Origin of the sequence: Echinicola marina (genome assembly GCF_020463795.1) — a bacterium.
GTDB lineage: Bacteria > Bacteroidota > Bacteroidia > Cytophagales > Cyclobacteriaceae > Echinicola > Echinicola marina.
The window spans coordinates 4,809,037-4,828,587 of the sequence record NZ_CP080025.1; the positions used below are offsets into that span (position 1 = coordinate 4,809,037).

The window sequence follows — 19,551 nt, forward strand, 5'->3', positions numbered from 1 at the left end:
TTAAGGTGGGGGTAAGCCTAAGACGAGCTTAAGTTTCTAATAAGATAAATACGGCTAAAACACGGGATAAACACGGCTTAATCTGGGGTTTAACATGGGTTAAAGCATAAATGTTAAAAATGTTAAATTCATTAATATTGGACCGTATTCACACCAGTCATCTGATTGCCCACAGCCTTTCCAGCCTGCGTCGGGGATTCCCGGCATCTAGCCAGTGGTAGGTAGGTCCAATCAATCATTTCTGTGAGATCAGTGCTGCCTTGAGGAGCCTGTTTTGGAGTGTAAAATATATTGGTTCAATACCAGATATTCAGATTAAGTTTTTATTCTTATTATTTATCATTTTATATTTATCAACACAGCAATTTTCGGGTGGTGTCTTGTTGGATTCCTTATTACATTTGATCCATAAGGAATAATCAAACATGAAAAGCCAAGAAGATATTACATATCAAAGAGTAGCAGAAGCCCTCTCCTATCTCCAAGAAAACTTCAAAAAACAGCCCAACTTAAATGAAATAGCTGAAGAAGCTAGCCTAAGCCCTTTCCATTTTCAGCGCATCTTTACGGAATGGGCAGGCGTTAGTCCAAAGAAGTTCCTGCAATTTATTAGCTTGGGACATGCCAAAAAGATCCTCAGAGAAACCAATACCAACCTTTTGGAGGCCAGTATGGAAGCTGGACTTTCTGGAACTGGAAGGTTGCATGATCTCTTTGTCAATATTGAAGGGATGACCCCTGGAGAATATAAAAATGGTGGTACCAACTTGCAGATCAATTATAGTTTTTCGGGAACACCCTTTGGTGAAATTCTAGTGGCTTCCACCTCAAAAGGAATTTGTTATTTGGCTTTTCTGGAAGATGAGCCTTACACAATAGAGGGTTTAGTTAGCCGTTTCCCCAATGCCAGTTTCAAAAATCGAGAAGACCAGTTACAGCAAAATGCGCTGCGTATCTTCCAGCAAGATTGGACCAAAATGGATCAAATCAAACTCCACCTTAAGGGCAGCGACTTTCAACTGAAGGTTTGGGAAAGCCTCTTGAAAATCCCGATGGGTAAACTTACTACTTATGGACAAATCGCTGAGAAAATCAACAATCCTAAAGCCTCCCGGGCCGTGGGAACAGCTATTGGAAGTAATCCTGTGGCCTTTCTTATTCCCTGCCACCGGGTTATCCAAGCCAGTGGTATCTTTGGTGGCTATATGTGGGGACCAGCAAGAAAAACAGCTATTATTGGCTGGGAAGCAGCAATGATAGACAAAAGACATTAGACTTTAAAATCTGGTTTTGAATCTAATACCCTAAGTATCATGGAAAGTGAATAGAGCTTTTAGGAATTTGAAATTCCAACACCAAAACCAATGGGAGTGAAACCCTAAATATCCTGAAACAGCATGAAGTCATCATTCCTCCTCCCTAGGACTTAATAATTCAAATTCACCTCTTCTGACCTCAAACTTCCCACTTCAAACCTCGTACCTCAAATTATGGACCTATTCAATCAGAACAGCCTTTCAAACCTGCTACCATATGACGGGACAGTGCATTATTATGGAAAAATCCTTAGCGATCAACAATCACTGTTTTTCTTTGAAAGGTTAATGTCCAATATTGAATGGCAACATGATGAGGCCATAATTTATGGCAAGCATTATATCACCAAAAGAAAGGTTGCTTGGTATGGCGACCTACCCTATACATACAGTTATTCCAATACCTGCAAGAAAGCCCTCCCCTGGACAGAAGAACTGAAACATTTGAAAAGCTTGGTAGAAGAAAAGTCCAGTGTCATCTTCAATTCATGTCTCCTCAACCTCTACCATAATGGTACAGAAGGAATGGCCTACCACAGCGACAGCGAAAAGTCCTTGGGTGAAAACACAGTAATCACCTCTTTGAGCTTGGGAGCAGAGCGCAAATTCACCCTCAAACATAAAAACAGCAAGCAAACTGTTTCTATACTCTTAGAAAATGGCAGTCTTTTGGTCATGAAAGGGAGCACCCAAAGCCATTGGCTGCACAGGCTTCCCCCCACCAAAAAGGTCACTAGGCCCAGGATCAGTTTGACTTTTAGAACCATCGTAGACCAATAAAATTCATTCAGCACTATCAATTTATCCACCAAAATCTCTCCAGAGCACCATGGAATTGATCAAAACCAATCATAACTTTTTAAAACAATGATAGAAGAAATACCTTGTGAAAGGCTATATTCCTATATATATTAGTCGGATTTTGAAATTAAAATAAGTGATTAATAACCTTTAAAATATCTGCACAAACTATTGTATAACATGAAAAACCTAAATAACCAAAGAAGAAGTTTTTTAAAAAATGCAGCTCTTAGCGGAGCGTTGGCCACTTTTACAGGTGGAATGTCACTTGCTGAAGCCAAACAAAACGAAAGTCCCAAAAGAAGGGCTTTCAATATGAATTATGCCCCACATTTTGGCATGTTCAAGAACCATGCAGGCAATGATTATGTAGACCAGATTAACTTCATGGCTGAGCAAGGATTTACTGCACTTGAAGACAATGGCCTGATGAACCGTTCGGTTGAAGACCAAAAACGGATTGGAGCAGCCCTAGAAAAAAACAATATGACCATGGGGGTCTTTGTAATTGACCCTGGTTTTAACTGGAAAACTGGATTAACTACTGGAAAAGATGAATTCAAGGAAGCTTTTGTAAAGGAGTGTGAAAAAGCGGTGGAGGTAGCCAAAATTGTCAATGCTAAATGGATGACCGTGGTGCCTGGCTATTTCGAGAGAAGATTACCCCTTGACCAACAAACTGCCCATGTCATCGATGCATACCGAAGGGCTTCAGAAGTCTTCGAACCACACAATTTGACCATGGTCATGGAACCTTTGAGCGACAATCCTGACTTATTTTTAAGACACTCCAATCAAGGTCATCTGATCTGCAAAGCCGTAGACAGTCCTGCCTGTAAAATCCTTTATGATATCTATCATATGCAAAGAAATGAAGGTGACCTGATTAAAAACATGGAACTCTGCTGGGAAGAAATTGCCTATATACAAATCGGTGACAACCCAGGCCGTAAAGAGCCCGGCACTGGTGAAATCAATTACCAAAACGTCTTTAAGTGGATAGATGCTCAAGGATTCAAAGGGATCTGTGGCATGGAGCACGGAAATGCTTCTCCAGGAAAAGAAGGCGAAACAGCCTTGATCAAAGCCTATCACGAAGCTGATTCATTTAAATAATCCTATCTATACACAAAAATAAAATCCCGGGACAATATCCCGGGATTTTTACTTTGCTAATATTCATTTGGGAATTGAACTTATTTATACAAAGTATCTTTTTTATCTATATCAGGTACTAAAATATGTATCAATATCAATGCCATTAAATAGGTAACAGAGGCAAAGACAAAAATCGGAAGGTAGCCCCATTTTACCAGGACCAAACCTGCAAAAGCCGCAAACAAAGTACCTCCCATCGCCCCCATCATTCCTGCAAGACCAACTACTGACCCCACCACCTTTTTGGGGAAGATATCAGAGGATAGGGTCAGAAGATTCGCTGACCATCCCTGATGCGCTGCAGCAGCAATGGCAACCAAGCATATTACCAAATACAAATTGGAAATCCTTGCCGCTAAAATCAAAGGAAGCACCAGTAATGCACAAATCAAAAGTATTGTTTTTCTGCTTTTGTTAACTGACCAACCTCTTTTGATCATCTTACCAGAAAGCCATCCAAATAAAATGCTGCCTAAATCAGATATGAAATATATGAAAATAAAAGGTAATGCCAAGCCTGTCAATTCCAATTTGTTATCCAAAGCATCATTACTGTTAAAAAAATCGGGTAACCATGTCAGGTAAAACCACCAAATAGGATCAGTCATAAATTTACCAATTGCAATGGCCCAAGTCCCTCTTTTTCTCAATAAACTTCTCCAAGGTACATGCTCTTCACTATCGTCGTCAGTAACCTTGATTAATTTCAAATCTTCATTTTGAATCCCACTATTTTCCATCGGCGACTTATAAATCCACCACCAACCCATCAACAAAAATATTCCCAATAAACCAGTCAATAGAAAAGACCATCGCCAGCCCAAATGGATGATGAGTACCGGAACCATAAACACGGTAATCATTATTCCCACATTTGCCCCTGCATTATAAATTCCTGTCGCGAATGAACGCTCATTTTTTGGGAACCATTCCGCTATAGTTTTTATGGCTGCGGGAAAATTGGCCGATTCCCCAAATCCAAATATAAACCGCATGGTTCCAAGTCCTTTAAAGCTATTTACGAAGGATGTAAAAACTCCTGCTAAACTCCAAATAAGCATTGCAAGACCATAGCCTCTTTTCACCTTGATTTGATCTATCAAATAGCCCATCAAAACAAAGCCCATTGCATAGGCGAATTTAAAACTAGCATCAACATAGCCCATTTTCACCCTAAATTGATCAATTAGGTCCTGACTTAAGGAGCCTTCAGTATCTAAACCAAGCATGGCCTTTCTGAAACTCGTATCAATCATGGTAAAAGAGAGAACATTTCTATCAATATACTTAATTGCAGTTGCCATAAACAATAAAGCAACTATTCTCCATTTATACTTTAAAATAGGATTTTTCAATGACATCATTTCTGTGTGAAAAGCAATACTATTTTACGATAGAAAAATACCGTTTATATTCAATTTTATAACTTTTTCAGTCTATTTCAACCAAACAAACAAACTTTTATAACGAAATCGATTCCGTAAATTATTTACAGCACTGACTTGAAATGGTATTTTTCAATCACTAGTTTTAAAGAAATGCAGATGAAAATATTCATCTCATTTCAATTAACAATAACCTAATAATAACTATGCAAAACAGATTCTACCCAAGAATAGCATTTATGCTATTACTATTGGTTTGGTATGTCCCAACCTTTGGACAAAATGTCCAAGTTAGCGGAACCATAACTGATGAAGGCGGACTCCCCATCCCCGGAGCCGCTGTTTTAATCAAAGGAACTAGCACTGGAACAGCCGCTGACATTGATGGTAAATACCAGCTCTCTGCCCCTAGTGGAAGTACATTGCAGTTCTCATTTATCGGATATCTGCCTGAAGAAGTACAAGTAGGCAACCAAAGCACCATTAATATCACCTTAGAACAAGACCTTTCTGATCTAGAAGAAGTAGTCGTAGTAGGGTATGGTACAGTTAAAAAAAGTCAACTTACAGGAGCCATATCATCCGTGGGTGCAAAGGAAATAGCTGAACAGCCCATCACAGATGCAAGACAAGCTTTGCAGGGACGAAGCTCTGGTGTGGACGTAACCTCTCCGGGGAGTAAACCTGGAGCAGCTCCCCAAGTTAGGATCAGGGGACGTCGGTCTTTCAACGCGAGTAATGATCCCCTCTTTGTAGTTGATGGCATCCCTATTGCAGGAGGCATCAATGATATCAACCCTAACGATATCACTTCGATGGAAGTGCTAAAAGACGCATCTGCTACGGCAATTTATGGTTCCAGAGGTGCAAATGGAGTCGTTTTGGTAACAACCAAGCGAGGTACTGCAGGCAAAACTGTAGTTTCAGTGGATTCTTATTATGGAGTGAACCAATCACTCGGAACCATTGAGGTATTTGATGGACCTGCCTTTGCAGCATACAAAAGAGAATCAAGAAGAGCAACAGGCAACTATCCCGAAGGACCTGCTACCCAAGAAGCTGACGAAGCCCTATTCGAACCGGTAGAATTAGAAGGAATCGCTCAGGGCAGAACCACCGATTATATTGGGGCATTGCTAAGAACAGGAAGTATTCAAAGTCATCAAGTAGGCGTATCAGGAGGAAGTGAGAAGACCCAGTTTTTTGTTTCGGGCAATTATTTTCAGGACAAGGGGGTGGTAAAAAACCAGGATTTTACCCGCTATAACTTTCGGGCCAATATTGACCATAAAATCAATGACAAAATCAAGATAGGCACATCCACCTTGGTTTCTTATAGTGAAAGAAACGGAGAAAATTTTAACCCTATTGGAGGTGCCATGCAAGAAAATCCTCTTGGCAAACCTTATGATGATGAAGGTAACCTTATCTTTTTACCGACATCTGATGGATTGAGGACCAACCCTCTGGCAGAAATTGTTCCAGGTGCCAATATGGACCTAACCAAAAGGTATAGAATATTCAATAGCATCTTTGGTGAATGGCAAATTTCCAAAGGACTTTCCTACCGCGTAAACTTCGGACCTGACATCACCATAGATAGAAATGGCCGCTTCACAGGATCTATGACCAACTCCAGAAGAGGTGGAAGTCCTACGGGAAGTATCAGCGAAAATTTCCGTTTCAACTATACACTAGAGAATATCATTTCCTATACCAAAAGCCTAAATGACATTCATAACTTCAAATTTACTGGACTTCAATCCATTCAAAATGACAATTATGAAGAAACAGATATTGCCGTCTTGGGAATACCTGCCGCTTCTCAACTATTTCATAGGCTTGGCGATGCTAGTCAAATCACCTCAGCCAACACCAATTTGACCGAATGGACCCTGCTTTCATTTATGGGCAGGCTGAATTATGACTTTAAAGGCAAATACTTATTGACAGCCACCTTGAGAGCAGATGGCTCCTCCAGGTTTGGGGAAAACAATAAATTTGGTTATTTCCCTTCTGTAGCCCTAGGCTGGAACCTGACCGATGAGCCATTTATTGGGACTTCAGACTTTATAGACCAAATCAAGCTACGAACCAGTTATGGAGCCATAGGAAACCAAGCCATTGACCCTTACCAAACCCAGCCTTTACTGGACAGAACATCATACGCATTTGGTAACAGCCCTGCTTACGGTTACGGTCCCAACACTATTGGTAACCCTAATCTTAGATGGGAAACTTCTTCGACATTTAATCTTGGGGCTGATTTCTCTTTCTTTGCTGGCAGAATCATTGGTAGTTTGGAATACTATATCACAACTACCGAAGACCTTTTGGCTCCGCAGCCTTTGCCTAACTCTACTGGTTTTGGAGGATTTACGACCAATATTGGCAAAACCAGAAACAGAGGTATTGAACTGACCTTATCAAGTGTCAATATCGACAAAACCAATTTTAGCTGGTCTACTGATTTTATCTTTAATAGAAACAGGGAAGAAATATTGGAACTACCCAATGGGGACGATATTTCAGCAGGAAGATTTGTCGGAGAAGCCTTGACCGTCTTCTATGATTATAAAAAAATCGGTATCTGGCAATCCGACCAAGAAGATGAAGCCAATGCTTATGGAGACAATGTCGGTGAAATAAGGGTAGAGGACTTTAATAATGATGGAAAAATCAATGCTGATGATAGACAAATCCTAGGCTCAGCAGTCCCCGACTTTGTCCTAGGCATGACCAACCGGTTCAATTATAAAAACTTTGATCTATCATTCTTTATTTACGGTCGATTTGGTGCTATGATACGCAGCAGGTTCCACGACAGTTTCAATTCATTATTTGGCAGGTATAATAACCTAGCTGTTAATTATTGGACGCCGGAAAACCCTACCAATGACTACCCAAGACCGAACCAAAACCAAGAAAGTCCAAAATATGCCTCTTCCATGTCTTATTTTGACGGAACCTTTATCAAGGTTAGAAATATCAATATAGGTTATAATTTCTCAGATGAGATTGCTTCAAAAATCGGTATGAGTAGCTTAAGAATATATAGCAGTATACAGCAACCATTCATCTTCTCAGAATACAGAACCAAACACAAAGGAATCGACCCTGAAGTGTTCATCGATGGTGATCAAGGCACTGGAGGTGGTGAAGTAAATGAAAATATAAGCCCTGCAATCACCTCTTTCACCCTAGGTATCAATGCCAAATTTTAAGCAGCACTATTGGATTTAAAAACGAAGTAAAATGAATAGACATAAAATCAAAAACAAACTATCCTCTCTGGCAGCTATAGGGATATTGGGAACTAGTATTTTAACTTTTTCTTCCTGTCAGGGAATTATTGAAGAAGAGGTCATTTCGAAAATCGGAAATGATTATATGAATACTCCAAGCGGCTTAAATGATGGTGTCAACGCTGCATATAGTTCTTTCAGGTCCTTCTATGGGACAGAAAGAGGGAATAATCTGACCATCTTTGGAACAGACACCTACACCAATGGATCCGATGGCAGTTGGAAATTCATGAATGCTTATACTTCTCAGTTTGACTCCAGAAATGGCCATGTCAGAGAATTATGGGACGATTTCTATGAAGGTATCAACACCTGCAATGCCGTTATAGAAAGGGCTCCAGAAGTTACCGGAATGGATGCATCCATCAAAGCCCAAAGAGTTGCAGAAGCTAAATTTATTAGAGCACACCATTATTTCTTGATGACCCAGTTCTTTGGTGGCGTGGACCTTCAGCTTAGCGAGTCAGTTGTCCCCAGCAAAGAAGTCAGTAGATCCTCTGTTCCTGAAATGTATGCTGCCATTATCCATGATTTGGAATCTGCCATTCCGGACTTGGAACCCAATATGCAGTCCAGTGATTATGGACGTGTCACCAGACCGACCGCAGAACATCTATTGGGCTTGGTATATCTCACCAAAGCCAGTACTGAGGCCCAGGAAACTGAAGATTATACCAAAGCCGAGGACCTTTTCAAAAAAGTCATCAATGATTATGGGTTTCAGCTTTTACCTGATTTTGCCAGTGTATATGAATTCGGAAATGAAATAAATGATGAAATTATTTTTTCCATACAATATACTCGGGATCCTCTGAACAATGGTGGCGGTAACAATACCCACCTTTATTTTCTGATGGAATATGATGTGCAACCTGGAATGGAAAGGGATGTAGCCAATGGTAGACCTTGGAAAAGATATCGGCCTACTGAATATACCCTTAACACCATTTTCTCCAATAGGGACATCGACAGCAGGTATAACAAGTCCTTCAAACATGTATTCAAAACCAATAAACCGGGAACATATAATACCACCTTCGATCAGTCTAAATCCAGTGTGACATTTGCAGAAGGTGATACTGCCATTTATATCCCTGGCTATGAAATGTCTGAAGCTGAAAGGGCCGAAAAACCTTATCAGGTACTTAGTCCAAGCCTCTATACCGATAAACTATACCCTACTTTAAACAAACACTTGGACCCTGGAAGAGCTGATAAGACCCAAGAAGGTGGAGGAAGAGATTATGTGGTTTTTAGACTTGCAGACACGTATTTATTACTGGCTGAATCCCAATTGATGCAGGATAAAACTGCTGAAGCCACAGCTACCATAAATACCGTTCGAAGAAGGGCTGCTTGGCCGGGAATGGAAGCCCAAATGGAAATCACCCCGGCAGAAATGACCTTTGAGTTGCTTTCAGAAGAACGCGCCAGAGAACTTCTCGGTGAACAAAAAAGGTGGCTAGATCTAAAAAGGTGGGGAATCCTTGTGGAAAGGGTAAAACGCTATAATGATAATGGAGCTCCTAATATAGAAGATTTCCATGTATTGAGACCAATACCCCAAAATCAAATTGATAGGGCCGCGGGAGGCAATGATGCTTTCCCACAAAACCCAGGATATTAATTCAATTCAAAACTTGAACCATCGGCCGCCCCATATTATTGGGCGGCCATTTTTTATTTTGAGGATTTCCTTATATGCAAAGTAGAAGGCAAAACAACTATTTCATCCTTGAAATCCGGCGCATTTTTCTTTGTCAACTTGTTCATTAAAAGGCTCGCCGCCTGTCGGCCAAATTCATGGGTAGGCTGGGAAATAGTTGTCAAACTGGGATTCAACAGATCCGCTATTTTCATATTTGAAAAACTAACCAACCTTAAATCATCAGGCATGGTTAATTTCAACTCACTAGCTGCATAATAAGTCGAAATGGCCAATTTCTCCACTGCTGCCAATATCCCGTCAGGTCTTTCCTTTCCTACTAGAAAATCTTTAATCAGTTGATGATTGAGTTGATCCTCTTTTCCACACATTAGGATCAAATCTTCATTCATCTCCAAACCATTGTCCTTCAAGGCATCTGTATATCCCTTCAATCGCTGTTGACTTATTGATATCTCTTTTGAAAGCAATAAGAAGGCAATCTTTTTACAGCCCTGCGCTATCAAATGCTTGGTCCCTTCATAACCACTTTCATAACCATTTGTAACAAATTTGGTAGTTGGAATACTATTACAAATCCGATCAAAAAATATCAGCGGGATCCCCTTTTGGAACACCCGAAGCAAATGCTCGGTTTCTTTAGTCTGATGGGATACTGACATCATGATTCCATCTACCCTTCCATTCAACAAATGACTCACAATCTCCTTTTCTCTCTCCACACTTTCATGCGTATGATAGACCAGCAAATGATACCCAAACTGCTGGGTAATTTCTTCCACTCCTTCGATGACCTGGGAAAAGAAATTATTGACCAAATCTGGAATGATCATGGCAATCGTCTTACTCCTATGCTCCCTGAGGCTCCTTGCAAAAGGATTGGGTTGGTAATTCATTTTATCCGCCATGGCCAAAACCCGTTTCTTGGTTTTTTCACTGATCTCATGACTGTCATTGAGTGCCCTTGAAACTGTAGATGGGGCAAGCTGAAGTGCCTCCGCCAACATTTTGATGTTTACTCCACCCATAATTCAATTACAAATAGTTTAATCCAATATCAAATTTAAACTAATTCCCCAATACATCTCTGCCATGAATTAATTTTAAATCCCCAACGACAAAACTGTACTGTACCTTGGGGCTTTTATACGAAAACGATTCCGTGATTAAAGTGGCTCGATTTCTAAAAAAACCAACAAACATTAGCTATTATTACTTATTGAAATGGCGCTTCTAATTAAGGTTTAGGCGGTTTCAAAAATGTTATTTTATAAACCCCATTCAAATCGATATTTCTTATTTAATCGGAAGATAAGTCCACTCCAAACCCAATAATTATTTGGAGTTATCCCTGTATTAATCAAAAGAATATGACAGCAGCTTTTCAAAAAACAAAGTGAACATTTGAATATTATGAATTCCACCCAAACAACAACTAAATTTATACAAGAGGATTTTTTGTTACAATCTGATATGGCCAAAGTGCTATACCATGATTATGCGAAACTAATGCCCATCATAGATTACCACTGCCACCTTTCGCCTAAGGACTTAGCAGAAAATAGAAAATTTGAAAATATTTCCCAGATATGGTTAGCTGGCGATCATTATAAATGGCGCGCCATGAGGACCCTGGGCATCAATGAAAAGTACATTACCGGCAATGGCACTGATCAAGAAAAGTTTGAAAAATGGGCTTATACCGTCCCCTACACCATGAGGAACCCGCTATACCATTGGACTCATCTTGAACTATTGAGGTATTTTGGTATAGACGAACTACTTACTGCGGACAATGCCTCCGAAATATATCTTGAAAGCACCCGTCAACTGCAAATGGATTCCCACTGCACCCAAGCACTATTGTCTGGAATGAATGTGGAAACGGTTTGTACTACAGATGACCCTGTAGACTCCTTGGAATATCACCAGAAGGCTGCCAAAGACGGTATGTCCATTGGACTTTTCCCCACCTTCCGTCCTGATAAGTCCTTTGCCGTGGAAGACCCAAAAAGCTATGGCAATTATTTAGAAAAATTATCTGCAGCGAGCAATATTCAGATTGACAGTCATGAAAAATTAATGGCCGCATTGGAAAACAGGATTGCTTATTTCCATGAAAATGGTGGCAGATTGGCTGATCATGGCTTGGAGCAACTTTACTTTTTCCCAATGGAAACTTATGATATTGAATCCTTATTCAAAAAAGTAAGCGCCGGCCAGTCCATTAATGCAGATGAAACGACCTATTTCAAGTTTATAACATTATTGGAGCTATGTAGACTATACCATGCCAAAGGATGGACACAGCAGTTCCACTTAGGGGCCTTGAGAAACACCAACGAAAGAATGTTGGACACACTCGGCCCTGATACCGGTTTTGATTCAATTGGCGACTTCAGCCAGTCAAAGGCCCTTGCCCAGTTCCTCAATGAATTGGACAAAAGTGATCAGTTGAGCAAAACCATCCTTTATAATTTGAATCCTAGGGACAATGAAGTCATGGCCACCATGACAGGCAATTTCAATGATGGCTCCATCCGAGGGAAAGTTCAATTTGGTTCTGGATGGTGGTACCTTGACCAAAAAGACGGTATGGAAAAACAAATGAACGCCCTGTCCAATATGGGCCTTTTAAGTTGCTTTGTAGGCATGTTGACCGATTCCAGAAGTTTCCTTTCCTTTCCTCGCCATGAATATTTCCGACGCACCCTCTGTAATTTACTAGGCAATGATGTGGTCAATGGTGAATTACCTGCTGATGAAAAATGGTTGGGAAAAATGGTACAGGACATTTGCTACCGCAACGCCAAAGACTATTTCAATTTCCAATAATTTTCAATTAGTATCCCTTAAAATTCAAATCTAAATATGTCTGCACTATTTTCTGTAAAAGACAAAATCATATTAATCAGTGGCTCCACAGGTGTTTTGGGAAATCAGATCACCCAATACCTGGCCAAAGAAGGTGCCCAAGTAATCGTACTGGGAAGAAGCCCTAAAAAAGTGGACGAACTCGTCCTTCAAATCAATACCAATGGAGGGAAAGCTTATCCCCTACTTGCTGATGTAACCAATGAAGCAGCACTTCAGTCCGCCAAACAACAAGTGGAAAAGGATTTCGGGAAAATTGATGTTTTGATCAATGCCGCCGGGGGAAATATGCCTGGTGCCATCGTTACTCCAGATCAAAAAATCACCGACCTGCAGATTGATGAAGTAAAAAAAGTCATGGAGCTCAACTATCTGGGCACGCTGATGCCTATTCAAGTATTTACTCCTTTGTTGCTAAAAAACCCGGAAGCCAGCATTATCAATATCTCATCCATGGCAGCTTCCAGGCCCTTGACCAGGGTAATGGGCTATGCCTCTGCCAAAGCTGCCATAGACAACCTTACCAAATGGTTATCGGTAGAATTTTGTCAGAAATATGGCAAACAGTACCGGGTCAACGCCATTGCACCCGGCTTTTTTCTGACGGAACAAAACAGGGCCCTACTGACCAAGGAAGACGGTAGCTTAACCGACCGTGGCAACCAAATCATCAGTCACACTCCTATGGACCGATTTGGAAACCCGGAAGATCTATTCGGCGCAGTAGGATTTCTATGCAGCGATGCTTCCAAATTCGTTACCGGAACCATCATCCCTGTAGATGGCGGCTTCAGTGCCTATGGAGGCGTTTAATTGAATGGTAAAGATTCTCAAAACAATAAACTGAGCAATGAAACCTATAAAGAAAATGGAGCAAACCATGAGATGGTATGGCCCCAATGACCCTGTAAGCTTATCAGATATCAGACAGGCCGGTGCCACTGGCATCGTATCCGCCTTGCACCATATTCCAAACGGAGTGGTTTGGAGCACTGAGGAAATCAAAAAGAGAAAAGATACCATTGAAGTTGCAGGCTTAACTTGGTCAGTAGTTGAAAGTATCCCCGTACATGAAAATATCAAGACCAGAACCGGTCAATTTCAGGAATATATAGACAATTACAAGCAATCAATAGAAAACTTGGCTGCTGAAGGTATCCATACGGTTTGTTATAATTTCATGCCCGTATTGGATTGGACCAGAACAGATTTGGCTTATGAATTGGAAAATGGTGCCAAAGCGCTACGATTCGAGCTTCAGGCCTTGGCAGCCTTTGATCTTTTCATCTTAAAGCGACCAAATGCTGACGGAGCCTATTCTCCGGAAATTATCCAAAAAGCCCAAAAGTATTTCGATGGATTGACCGAAGAAGCGAAGCAATTGCTGACCAATAATATCATTGCAGGGCTTCCCGGTGCTGAGGAAGGCTATTCTGTAGAGGATTTCCAGAAAGTTTTGGATACCTATAAGGGCATTGATGAAAAAGTATTGGCAGAAAATCTCAGGTTGTTCTTAGAGGAAATCATTCCTGTGGCAGAAAAAAACAGGGTATTTATGGCCATCCATCCAGATGACCCTCCATTCCCTATGTTTGGCTTGCCAAGGGTGATGAGTACCATCAATGATGTGGAGAGACTCCTTACTGATAATGGCAGTGATTATAATGGCATTACCTTTTGTACAGGTTCTTTCGGAGTAAGAGCAGACAATGATCTGCCTCAGATCATTAGAGATTGGGGCAACCATATCCACTTTATCCACCTCAGAAGTACCCAAAGGGATGCAGAAGGCAATTTCCATGAAGCCAACCACCTTGAGGGCGATGTACCGATGATTGAGGTCATTCAGGAACTGATCAAGGTACAGGCCAGAAGGCAAAAATCATTGCCCATGCGACCGGATCACGGGCATCAGATGTTGGATGATTTGAGAAAAACCACTAACCCTGGCTACACTGGGATCGGCCGCCTTAAGGGACTGGCCGAACTCAGGGGCTTGGAATTAGGATTAATTTATAGCATGAGCGAATAATAAAAAGCAGGGTTTAGGCCCTGTTTTTTTTTTGCTTGAAAGGTCATTATTTACACTCCGCTAAGTCCTTTTCCAGATCCCTATAATGATGAAAACCCGAATTGTCTAGCGCAATTTTCTCGTTTTCAGTGATCATTACAGGGTAACCCTCCACATAGCCCTCCAAAGTATTTTCCGTATCCAAGAACACATTCGGAGCCTCCACCTCTTTATATCCAAAATCAATTTTTAGCTTTTTGAGGTCTTGAATCTTGGTAAATACGATGGTGAAACAACTTGAATTCAAGTGTTCCTTAGCAAAGCGTTTCCCTTGACTAATGCATCCCGGGCATCCATACTGAGGAATGATAAGGGTATACCGGGAGTTGATCTTAACGTCCTTTAAATCCGGCCTTTTATCACATGAGCTCATGGACAATCCTGTCAAAACAACCACAAGTACGTAAAAACTAAAACTCTGGATAATCATATTGGTCAAGGACCATTTGATCTTCATTATCTTGGTGGTCAAAAGAGTAAACATAAAAGTGATCTTCATCAAAGAAAACAAATCGTTCATCAATATTTTTCAGGTAAATGGTGCCCAGATGCTGATGATCTGACTGTCTAAAAAACATCAAGGCCTTGTTGATGGCATAGCCCCTTTCATTATGGATTTGCGGATCATAATTGGGAATGCCCAAATAAGCTGACCTGACAACCATATCCTTTTCATCCACCGCAAAAATGGAATAATAAGCACCCTGCTGGGAAATATAAGTCGCTTGGGAGTTTTTCATCATATCTGAGATTTCCTCGTAGCTTTGCATTTCTATAAAGGGCTGAAGGTTTTCGTCTTTGGCATAGAAAGCTTTGACTTTGCCGCTGTTTACATCTTTGGCATAAATCGAATCCGCATTGGGAAAGCTATAATAAATCGTATGGTTTTCCTTACTATATGCCCTACCTGGACTGTATCGATCTACCGAATAGTAAACTCCTGGCTTATAGACTCCTTTGGGATATAGGGTAGTCCGTTCCACCTTCTTGGTTTTCAAATCGAACAGGAGATCAGTACGCATATTTTCTTTATATGCCTCTTGGTAATTTTCTATAAAGCCCCCGAAAGACAAAATACTGTCATTGATTAAGTAAGGTTTGGAAAACTGAAATACCCGAGGCTATAAAGTCCTATCATTTGGAAATTCCTTTCTAAAACGAAACACCGCATCAAAGTCTCCACTTTCCCTTCCCAAAAATAAATTCGATCCTCTGGCTACCATAAATATGGAATCAGGACGATGAAAATAAAAACCTGTGTGATATTCACCAATGCTGATTGGCATTTCCTCACTATTGGGAAAAGAAAACTCCTTCACTTTCTTCCCTGAATAAAAGTCAAAAACCACAAATCGATTGCCGAATGGGGACAATACATAAAGCAGTTTCTTCCCGTTTACCTCCGCTAACTGCATATGGTGAGCAGCATTGGGGGTCAGGGAGTCCAATTCAAAAACAAGTTTACCAGTTGGCTGTTCATAATATTCTATCGATTTTCTTTCTGATTCACAGGAAAATAAAAAACCCAATAGGACGAGGCTTAATACAAAATTTAAATGTTTCATCTTTCAAAAATAAGTTCAAGAACAACTAAGTATTTAGAATAAATCAAGGTCCTTACCTAAAACACAAAATTTAATAGAAAATCAATATAATAAACTAAATAATAAGTTCAAACAGAATAACATTATAATCACCATCATTTCAAAGTAAAACACTTCTCCCTTCTCTTGAGCTCCTATAAATCCCCCTGATCAGGGCCAAAGACTGCTTAGCTATTTCTCCGGTAACCAATGGCTTCCTATTCTCCCTAATAGCCCTTACCATATCCATAATTTGTAGAAGATGCAATTGATGCCCTATAGCCATAGGATCTGCAGCACCACTTGATTTTTCAATGAGAATTGCTGGACTGGTATTCTCTTGCCCTTTGATATTCCAGGCCACCACCTTTCCTGCTTCCAAAATTACGCTGCCTGCTGTACCATACACCTCCAAGCGCTCTGGATAACCTGGAAACAGCGAAGTCCCAGCGGTAATGTTTCCCATTGCTCCATTTTTAAAATTCACCACTGCAGTTCCCAAATCCTCTCCTTCAATCTTATGCAATACAGTTTTTACCTGACCATATACCTCCTCGACCTCCCCCATGATATCCAATAATAAATCAATGGTATGAATCCCCTGATTGATCAGGGCACCGCCCCCATCACCTGCATAGGTCCCTTTCCAATCACTATTTTGATAATAAGCCTCCTCCCTATACCATTTGATATAAGCATTGCCCATCAGTAATTTACCAAGCTTTCCTTCCAGAACAGCCTGTTTTAATTGGAGATAGCCCTTATTAAATCTGTTCTGAAAAACCACCCCTAGTACAACCCCATTTTCTTTACAAGCCTCGATTATTCGATCCGCTCTTTCGAGATTAATTTCAATGGGCTTTTCTACCAAAATATGCTTAGCAGCTCTAGCTACTGCTACAGCCGCCTCCATATGCCGACCACTAGCTGTACAGATACAAACTACCTCCATTGCTGGATGGGCCAGAAACTCATCCAAATTGCTATAGGCCTTGACCCTGAATTTATCCTCAGCGCTTCTTGCCCGCTCCTCATTTGAGCTACAAACCGCTACTAACTCGGCAGCCTCACATTCCCCAATAGCAGCAGCATGCTGTGCAGCAATGGCCCCTGTTCCAATAATTCCGAATTTTATTTTTTGTCCCATATTAAATGATCTGTAAAAGTTGGTAAATGGCTTGACCAAACCAAATTAATAAGGAAGATTTACCTAAGTCCATTCCCAATACATTTTTTGTATAAAAATATCTGGAATAGTGGTCAAAAGTAGGACTACACATTTTCAAAAAAACTCAAGGATCAGTGCCACAATATAGGACCAAGCCGAAAAGCTGGGGGAAAACAGTCTATTTTAGCTTTGATATGCGCTATCTATTAACCACAGATAGATAAAAATAAACACGGATATGCTTATTTATAATACATCTGTGTTCCTCCTTTTAGGCAATTGACTGTCTAGGCAGGTTGATTACTTAAACTACGCTTGATCTGACAAGGGTAGACAAAATCTAAGTTTGAAATCACATCCCCCCTGAAATATTGATTGATCCCCAGCTTTTATCGCAAATTGTACATAAAACACAAAAACCCTGAAGTAAAATTCAGGGTTTAGAAAACCATGGTTCAATTCAAATGAATAATATTTATCCTTCCTCTACAGGTAACAGGGTCTTATAAACCCATCCAGCCAAAATGGCCCCGATAATAGGTGCGAGCCAAAAAAGCCAAAGTTGTCCGATTGCCCAGTCCTGTACAAAAATAGCTTGACTGGTACTTCTAGCTGGATTTACAGAGGTATTGGTCACGGGGATACTGATCAAATGGATCAAGGTCAAACACAAACCTATGGCTACACCAGCGAGGTATTTGGGTGCCTTGGGATGAGTAGCTCCCATGATGACGATCAGGAAGATAAAAGTCATCACAATTTCAGTAATCAATGCAGCTGTCATGCCATATCCATGTGGGGAATGCTCTCCATAACCATTGGCAGCAAAACTACCTAACTCGAATCCCGCCTGATCGGAAGCGATCAAATACAATATACCTGCCCCAGCGATTCCTCCCAAAACCTGGGCAATGATATAGGGCAATAGATTTTTGGAAGGGAACCGACCTCCTGCCCAAAGTCCCAAAGATACTGCAGGATTAAGGTGGCAACCAGAAATGTGGCCAATCCCATAGACCATTGTCAAAACCGTCAGACCAAATGCCAAGGAAACTCCCGCATAACCAATTCCCAATTCAGGAATACCAGCTGCCAATACAGCACTTCCGCAACCTCCCAATACCAACCAGAAGGTTCCAATAAATTCTGCAACAAAGTTTTTCATGTTGTTTTGTGGTTTATATGAGTTAAAAATATTCCATGTGATAAATATTAATTTACTCCCTAAACCACTTGACTTCATATAAGGCTTATTGCCTTCACTAAACAGTAAGTCTTAATCCCCAAAATAGATACTCAAATCATCACTTAAAACAACCTCCCATATTTTTCACTCAAACATCTGGTATATAGTGGCAACTGATTTTTGAAGTCTAACACATAACAATATGCTTAAAAAACAACTCGAAAAGCACATTTGAGTCACTAATTAAGTTTCAAGGTAAGGCCCAGTCCGAGACCAAATTGGTAAATACTGGAATAGCTGCTCACACCAACACCTGACCCACCAGTTCCAAAGTAAAAGCCTCCCCCAACTGATTGTACAACGGAAATAAACTGAGCCTGGGCTTTTATTCCAACATAATCACTGGCCCAATATATTCCTCCTCCTCTTATGCCTACTGCCAATTTGGTCGCCGTATCGTCTCTTCCATTATCGGGATTTCTAAGATTAGCAAATACTCCACCTACCTGAAAACCTCCATAGGCCTCAAAGGGACTTCCTGGCACTCTAAAATACTTTGTCGGATTAATTAACACATAATTGATGGCTAAATCAAAGTTGGTAAACTGATCAGGGCCTGCCACAAAACGATATCGCGTAGGACTATTGGTATCCTGCCTCAAATACATCAACTCAACTCCAAATGCAGGATTAACCATATATTCCAAACCTCCACCCCATTGTAAACCTTCTTCGATCCTACCTGAATAAAAATATCCATTCCCTCTGTCATAATAGGAATCAAATTTATCTGCAAAAACAAAATTCCCATATAAATTCAAACGGAGGCCTTCTTCTTGAGCAAAAGTTAAATTTGAAAAAAGAAGGAAGAAGATAACTACTACAAGTGCCCTTTTCATAATTGTATATATGGTTTAGTAAACAAATCCATTTGCTATGTACTATATACAAAATTCAACCTCAAAATCTACCTGTTTAATCCTTTTTTAGTTCAATATTTATAATTTTTTCCAAAAAAATACCGTAAAACAATAGTTC

General features: G+C 40.4%; 16 protein-coding genes. 8 read left to right on the forward strand and 8 right to left on the reverse strand.

Going from position 1 to position 19,551, the window contains the following annotated elements; genetic code table 11:
* Window positions 1-425 precede the first annotated feature (425 nt).
* From KZP23_RS19620 to KZP23_RS19630, 3 genes are all read left to right on the forward strand, one after another.
* Window positions 426-1,274 (forward strand): bifunctional helix-turn-helix domain-containing protein/methylated-DNA--[protein]-cysteine S-methyltransferase, encoded by an 849-nt coding sequence (locus KZP23_RS19620; protein ID WP_226333462.1) that lies wholly within the window; start codon window positions 426-428, stop codon window positions 1,272-1,274.
* Window positions 1,275-1,490: 216 nt separating this feature from the next.
* Entirely contained in the window at window positions 1,491-2,096 is a 606-nt protein-coding gene (locus KZP23_RS19625; protein WP_226333463.1) for an alpha-ketoglutarate-dependent dioxygenase AlkB family protein, read from the forward strand.
* Between the two features lie 201 nt (window positions 2,097-2,297).
* Window positions 2,298-3,233, forward strand: coding sequence for a hydroxypyruvate isomerase family protein (locus KZP23_RS19630; RefSeq protein WP_226333464.1), 936 nt, complete (start codon window positions 2,298-2,300; stop codon window positions 3,231-3,233).
* An 80-nt stretch (window positions 3,234-3,313) separates the two neighbouring features.
* Here the strand turns inward: KZP23_RS19630 and KZP23_RS19635 are convergent, their stop codons facing one another.
* Window positions 3,314-4,531, reverse strand: coding sequence for an MFS transporter (locus tag KZP23_RS19635; protein ID WP_394370944.1), 1,218 nt, complete (start codon window positions 4,529-4,531; stop codon window positions 3,314-3,316).
* Window positions 4,532-4,866: 335 nt separating this feature from the next.
* Here KZP23_RS19635 and KZP23_RS19640 point away from each other — a divergent pair, with 335 nt between their 5' ends.
* Entirely contained in the window at window positions 4,867-7,884 is a 3,018-nt protein-coding gene (locus KZP23_RS19640) for a SusC/RagA family TonB-linked outer membrane protein (RefSeq protein ID WP_226333466.1), read from the forward strand.
* Between the two features lie 31 nt (window positions 7,885-7,915).
* A complete protein-coding gene (locus tag KZP23_RS19645; RefSeq protein ID WP_226333467.1) occupies window positions 7,916-9,592 on the forward strand; it encodes a RagB/SusD family nutrient uptake outer membrane protein in 1,677 nt (558 codons plus the stop codon).
* A gap of 53 nt (window positions 9,593-9,645) precedes the next feature.
* Here the strand turns inward: KZP23_RS19645 and KZP23_RS19650 are convergent, their stop codons facing one another.
* Window positions 9,646-10,659: a LacI family DNA-binding transcriptional regulator gene (locus KZP23_RS19650; protein WP_226333468.1), complete on the reverse strand. Its 1,014-nt coding sequence runs from the start codon at window positions 10,657-10,659 to the stop codon at window positions 9,646-9,648.
* Between the two features lie 385 nt (window positions 10,660-11,044).
* Here KZP23_RS19650 and uxaC point away from each other — a divergent pair, with 385 nt between their 5' ends.
* Genes uxaC through uxuA form a run of 3 tightly spaced genes read left to right on the forward strand, consistent with a single transcriptional unit; the run spans window position 11,045 to window position 14,537 of the window.
* Window positions 11,045-12,466 (forward strand): glucuronate isomerase, encoded by a 1,422-nt coding sequence (gene uxaC, locus KZP23_RS19655; protein ID WP_226333469.1) that lies wholly within the window; start codon window positions 11,045-11,047, stop codon window positions 12,464-12,466.
* 36 nt (window positions 12,467-12,502) lie between these two features.
* A complete protein-coding gene (locus KZP23_RS19660) occupies window positions 12,503-13,318 on the forward strand; it encodes an SDR family oxidoreductase (RefSeq protein WP_226333470.1) in 816 nt (271 codons plus the stop codon).
* Between the two features lie 37 nt (window positions 13,319-13,355).
* Window positions 13,356-14,537: a mannonate dehydratase gene (gene uxuA, locus KZP23_RS19665; protein WP_226333471.1), complete on the forward strand. Its 1,182-nt coding sequence runs from the start codon at window positions 13,356-13,358 to the stop codon at window positions 14,535-14,537.
* Window positions 14,538-14,583: 46 nt separating this feature from the next.
* On the opposite strand, the gene KZP23_RS19670 is transcribed toward uxuA, so the two are convergent.
* From KZP23_RS19670 to KZP23_RS19695, 6 genes are all read right to left on the reverse strand, one after another.
* Complete coding sequence (locus KZP23_RS19670) at window positions 14,584-15,033, reverse strand: hypothetical protein (protein ID WP_226333472.1); 450 nt, start codon at window positions 15,031-15,033, stop codon at window positions 14,584-14,586.
* Window positions 14,987-15,598, reverse strand: coding sequence for a hypothetical protein (locus tag KZP23_RS19675; RefSeq protein ID WP_226333473.1), 612 nt, complete (start codon window positions 15,596-15,598; stop codon window positions 14,987-14,989). Before KZP23_RS19675 ends, KZP23_RS19670 begins: the two co-directional genes overlap by 47 nt.
* Window positions 15,599-15,697: 99 nt before the next feature.
* Entirely contained in the window at window positions 15,698-16,141 is a 444-nt protein-coding gene (locus KZP23_RS19680; RefSeq protein ID WP_226333474.1) for a hypothetical protein, read from the reverse strand.
* 139 nt (window positions 16,142-16,280) lie between these two features.
* Window positions 16,281-17,306: a Gfo/Idh/MocA family protein gene (locus KZP23_RS19685; protein WP_226333475.1), complete on the reverse strand. Its 1,026-nt coding sequence runs from the start codon at window positions 17,304-17,306 to the stop codon at window positions 16,281-16,283.
* Between the two features lie 496 nt (window positions 17,307-17,802).
* Window positions 17,803-18,492: an aquaporin Z gene (aqpZ, locus tag KZP23_RS19690; RefSeq protein WP_262904734.1), complete on the reverse strand. Its 690-nt coding sequence runs from the start codon at window positions 18,490-18,492 to the stop codon at window positions 17,803-17,805.
* Window positions 18,493-18,752: 260 nt separating this feature from the next.
* Window positions 18,753-19,412, reverse strand: coding sequence for an outer membrane beta-barrel protein (locus KZP23_RS19695; RefSeq protein WP_226333477.1), 660 nt, complete (start codon window positions 19,410-19,412; stop codon window positions 18,753-18,755).
* Window positions 19,413-19,551 lie beyond the last annotated feature (139 nt).

What these genes read in the sequence shown, in the direction of transcription:
- KZP23_RS19620 (WP_226333462.1), top strand. Translation starts at nt 426, where the DNA reads ATGAAAAGCCAAGAAGATATTACATATCAAAGAGTAGCAGAAGCCCTC.
- KZP23_RS19625 (WP_226333463.1), top strand. Translation starts at nt 1,491, where the DNA reads ATGGACCTATTCAATCAGAACAGCCTTTCAAACCTGCTACCATATGAC.
- KZP23_RS19630 (WP_226333464.1), top strand. Translation starts at nt 2,298, where the DNA reads ATGAAAAACCTAAATAACCAAAGAAGAAGTTTTTTAAAAAATGCAGCT.
- KZP23_RS19635 (WP_394370944.1), bottom strand. Translation starts at nt 4,531, where the DNA reads ATGATTGATACGAGTTTCAGAAAGGCCATGCTTGGTTTAGATACTGAA.
- KZP23_RS19640 (WP_226333466.1), top strand. Translation starts at nt 4,867, where the DNA reads ATGCAAAACAGATTCTACCCAAGAATAGCATTTATGCTATTACTATTG.
- KZP23_RS19645 (WP_226333467.1), top strand. Translation starts at nt 7,916, where the DNA reads ATGAATAGACATAAAATCAAAAACAAACTATCCTCTCTGGCAGCTATA.
- KZP23_RS19650 (WP_226333468.1), bottom strand. Translation starts at nt 10,659, where the DNA reads ATGGGTGGAGTAAACATCAAAATGTTGGCGGAGGCACTTCAGCTTGCC.
- uxaC (WP_226333469.1), top strand. Translation starts at nt 11,045, where the DNA reads ATGAATTCCACCCAAACAACAACTAAATTTATACAAGAGGATTTTTTG.
- KZP23_RS19660 (WP_226333470.1), top strand. Translation starts at nt 12,503, where the DNA reads ATGTCTGCACTATTTTCTGTAAAAGACAAAATCATATTAATCAGTGGC.
- uxuA (WP_226333471.1), top strand. Translation starts at nt 13,356, where the DNA reads ATGAAACCTATAAAGAAAATGGAGCAAACCATGAGATGGTATGGCCCC.
- KZP23_RS19670 (WP_226333472.1), bottom strand. Translation starts at nt 15,033, where the DNA reads ATGAAGATCAAATGGTCCTTGACCAATATGATTATCCAGAGTTTTAGT.
- KZP23_RS19675 (WP_226333473.1), bottom strand. Translation starts at nt 15,598, where the DNA reads ATGCGTACTGATCTCCTGTTCGATTTGAAAACCAAGAAGGTGGAACGG.
- KZP23_RS19680 (WP_226333474.1), bottom strand. Translation starts at nt 16,141, where the DNA reads ATGAAACATTTAAATTTTGTATTAAGCCTCGTCCTATTGGGTTTTTTA.
- KZP23_RS19685 (WP_226333475.1), bottom strand. Translation starts at nt 17,306, where the DNA reads ATGGGACAAAAAATAAAATTCGGAATTATTGGAACAGGGGCCATTGCT.
- aqpZ (WP_262904734.1), bottom strand. Translation starts at nt 18,492, where the DNA reads ATGAAAAACTTTGTTGCAGAATTTATTGGAACCTTCTGGTTGGTATTG.
- KZP23_RS19695 (WP_226333477.1), bottom strand. Translation starts at nt 19,412, where the DNA reads ATGAAAAGGGCACTTGTAGTAGTTATCTTCTTCCTTCTTTTTTCAAAT.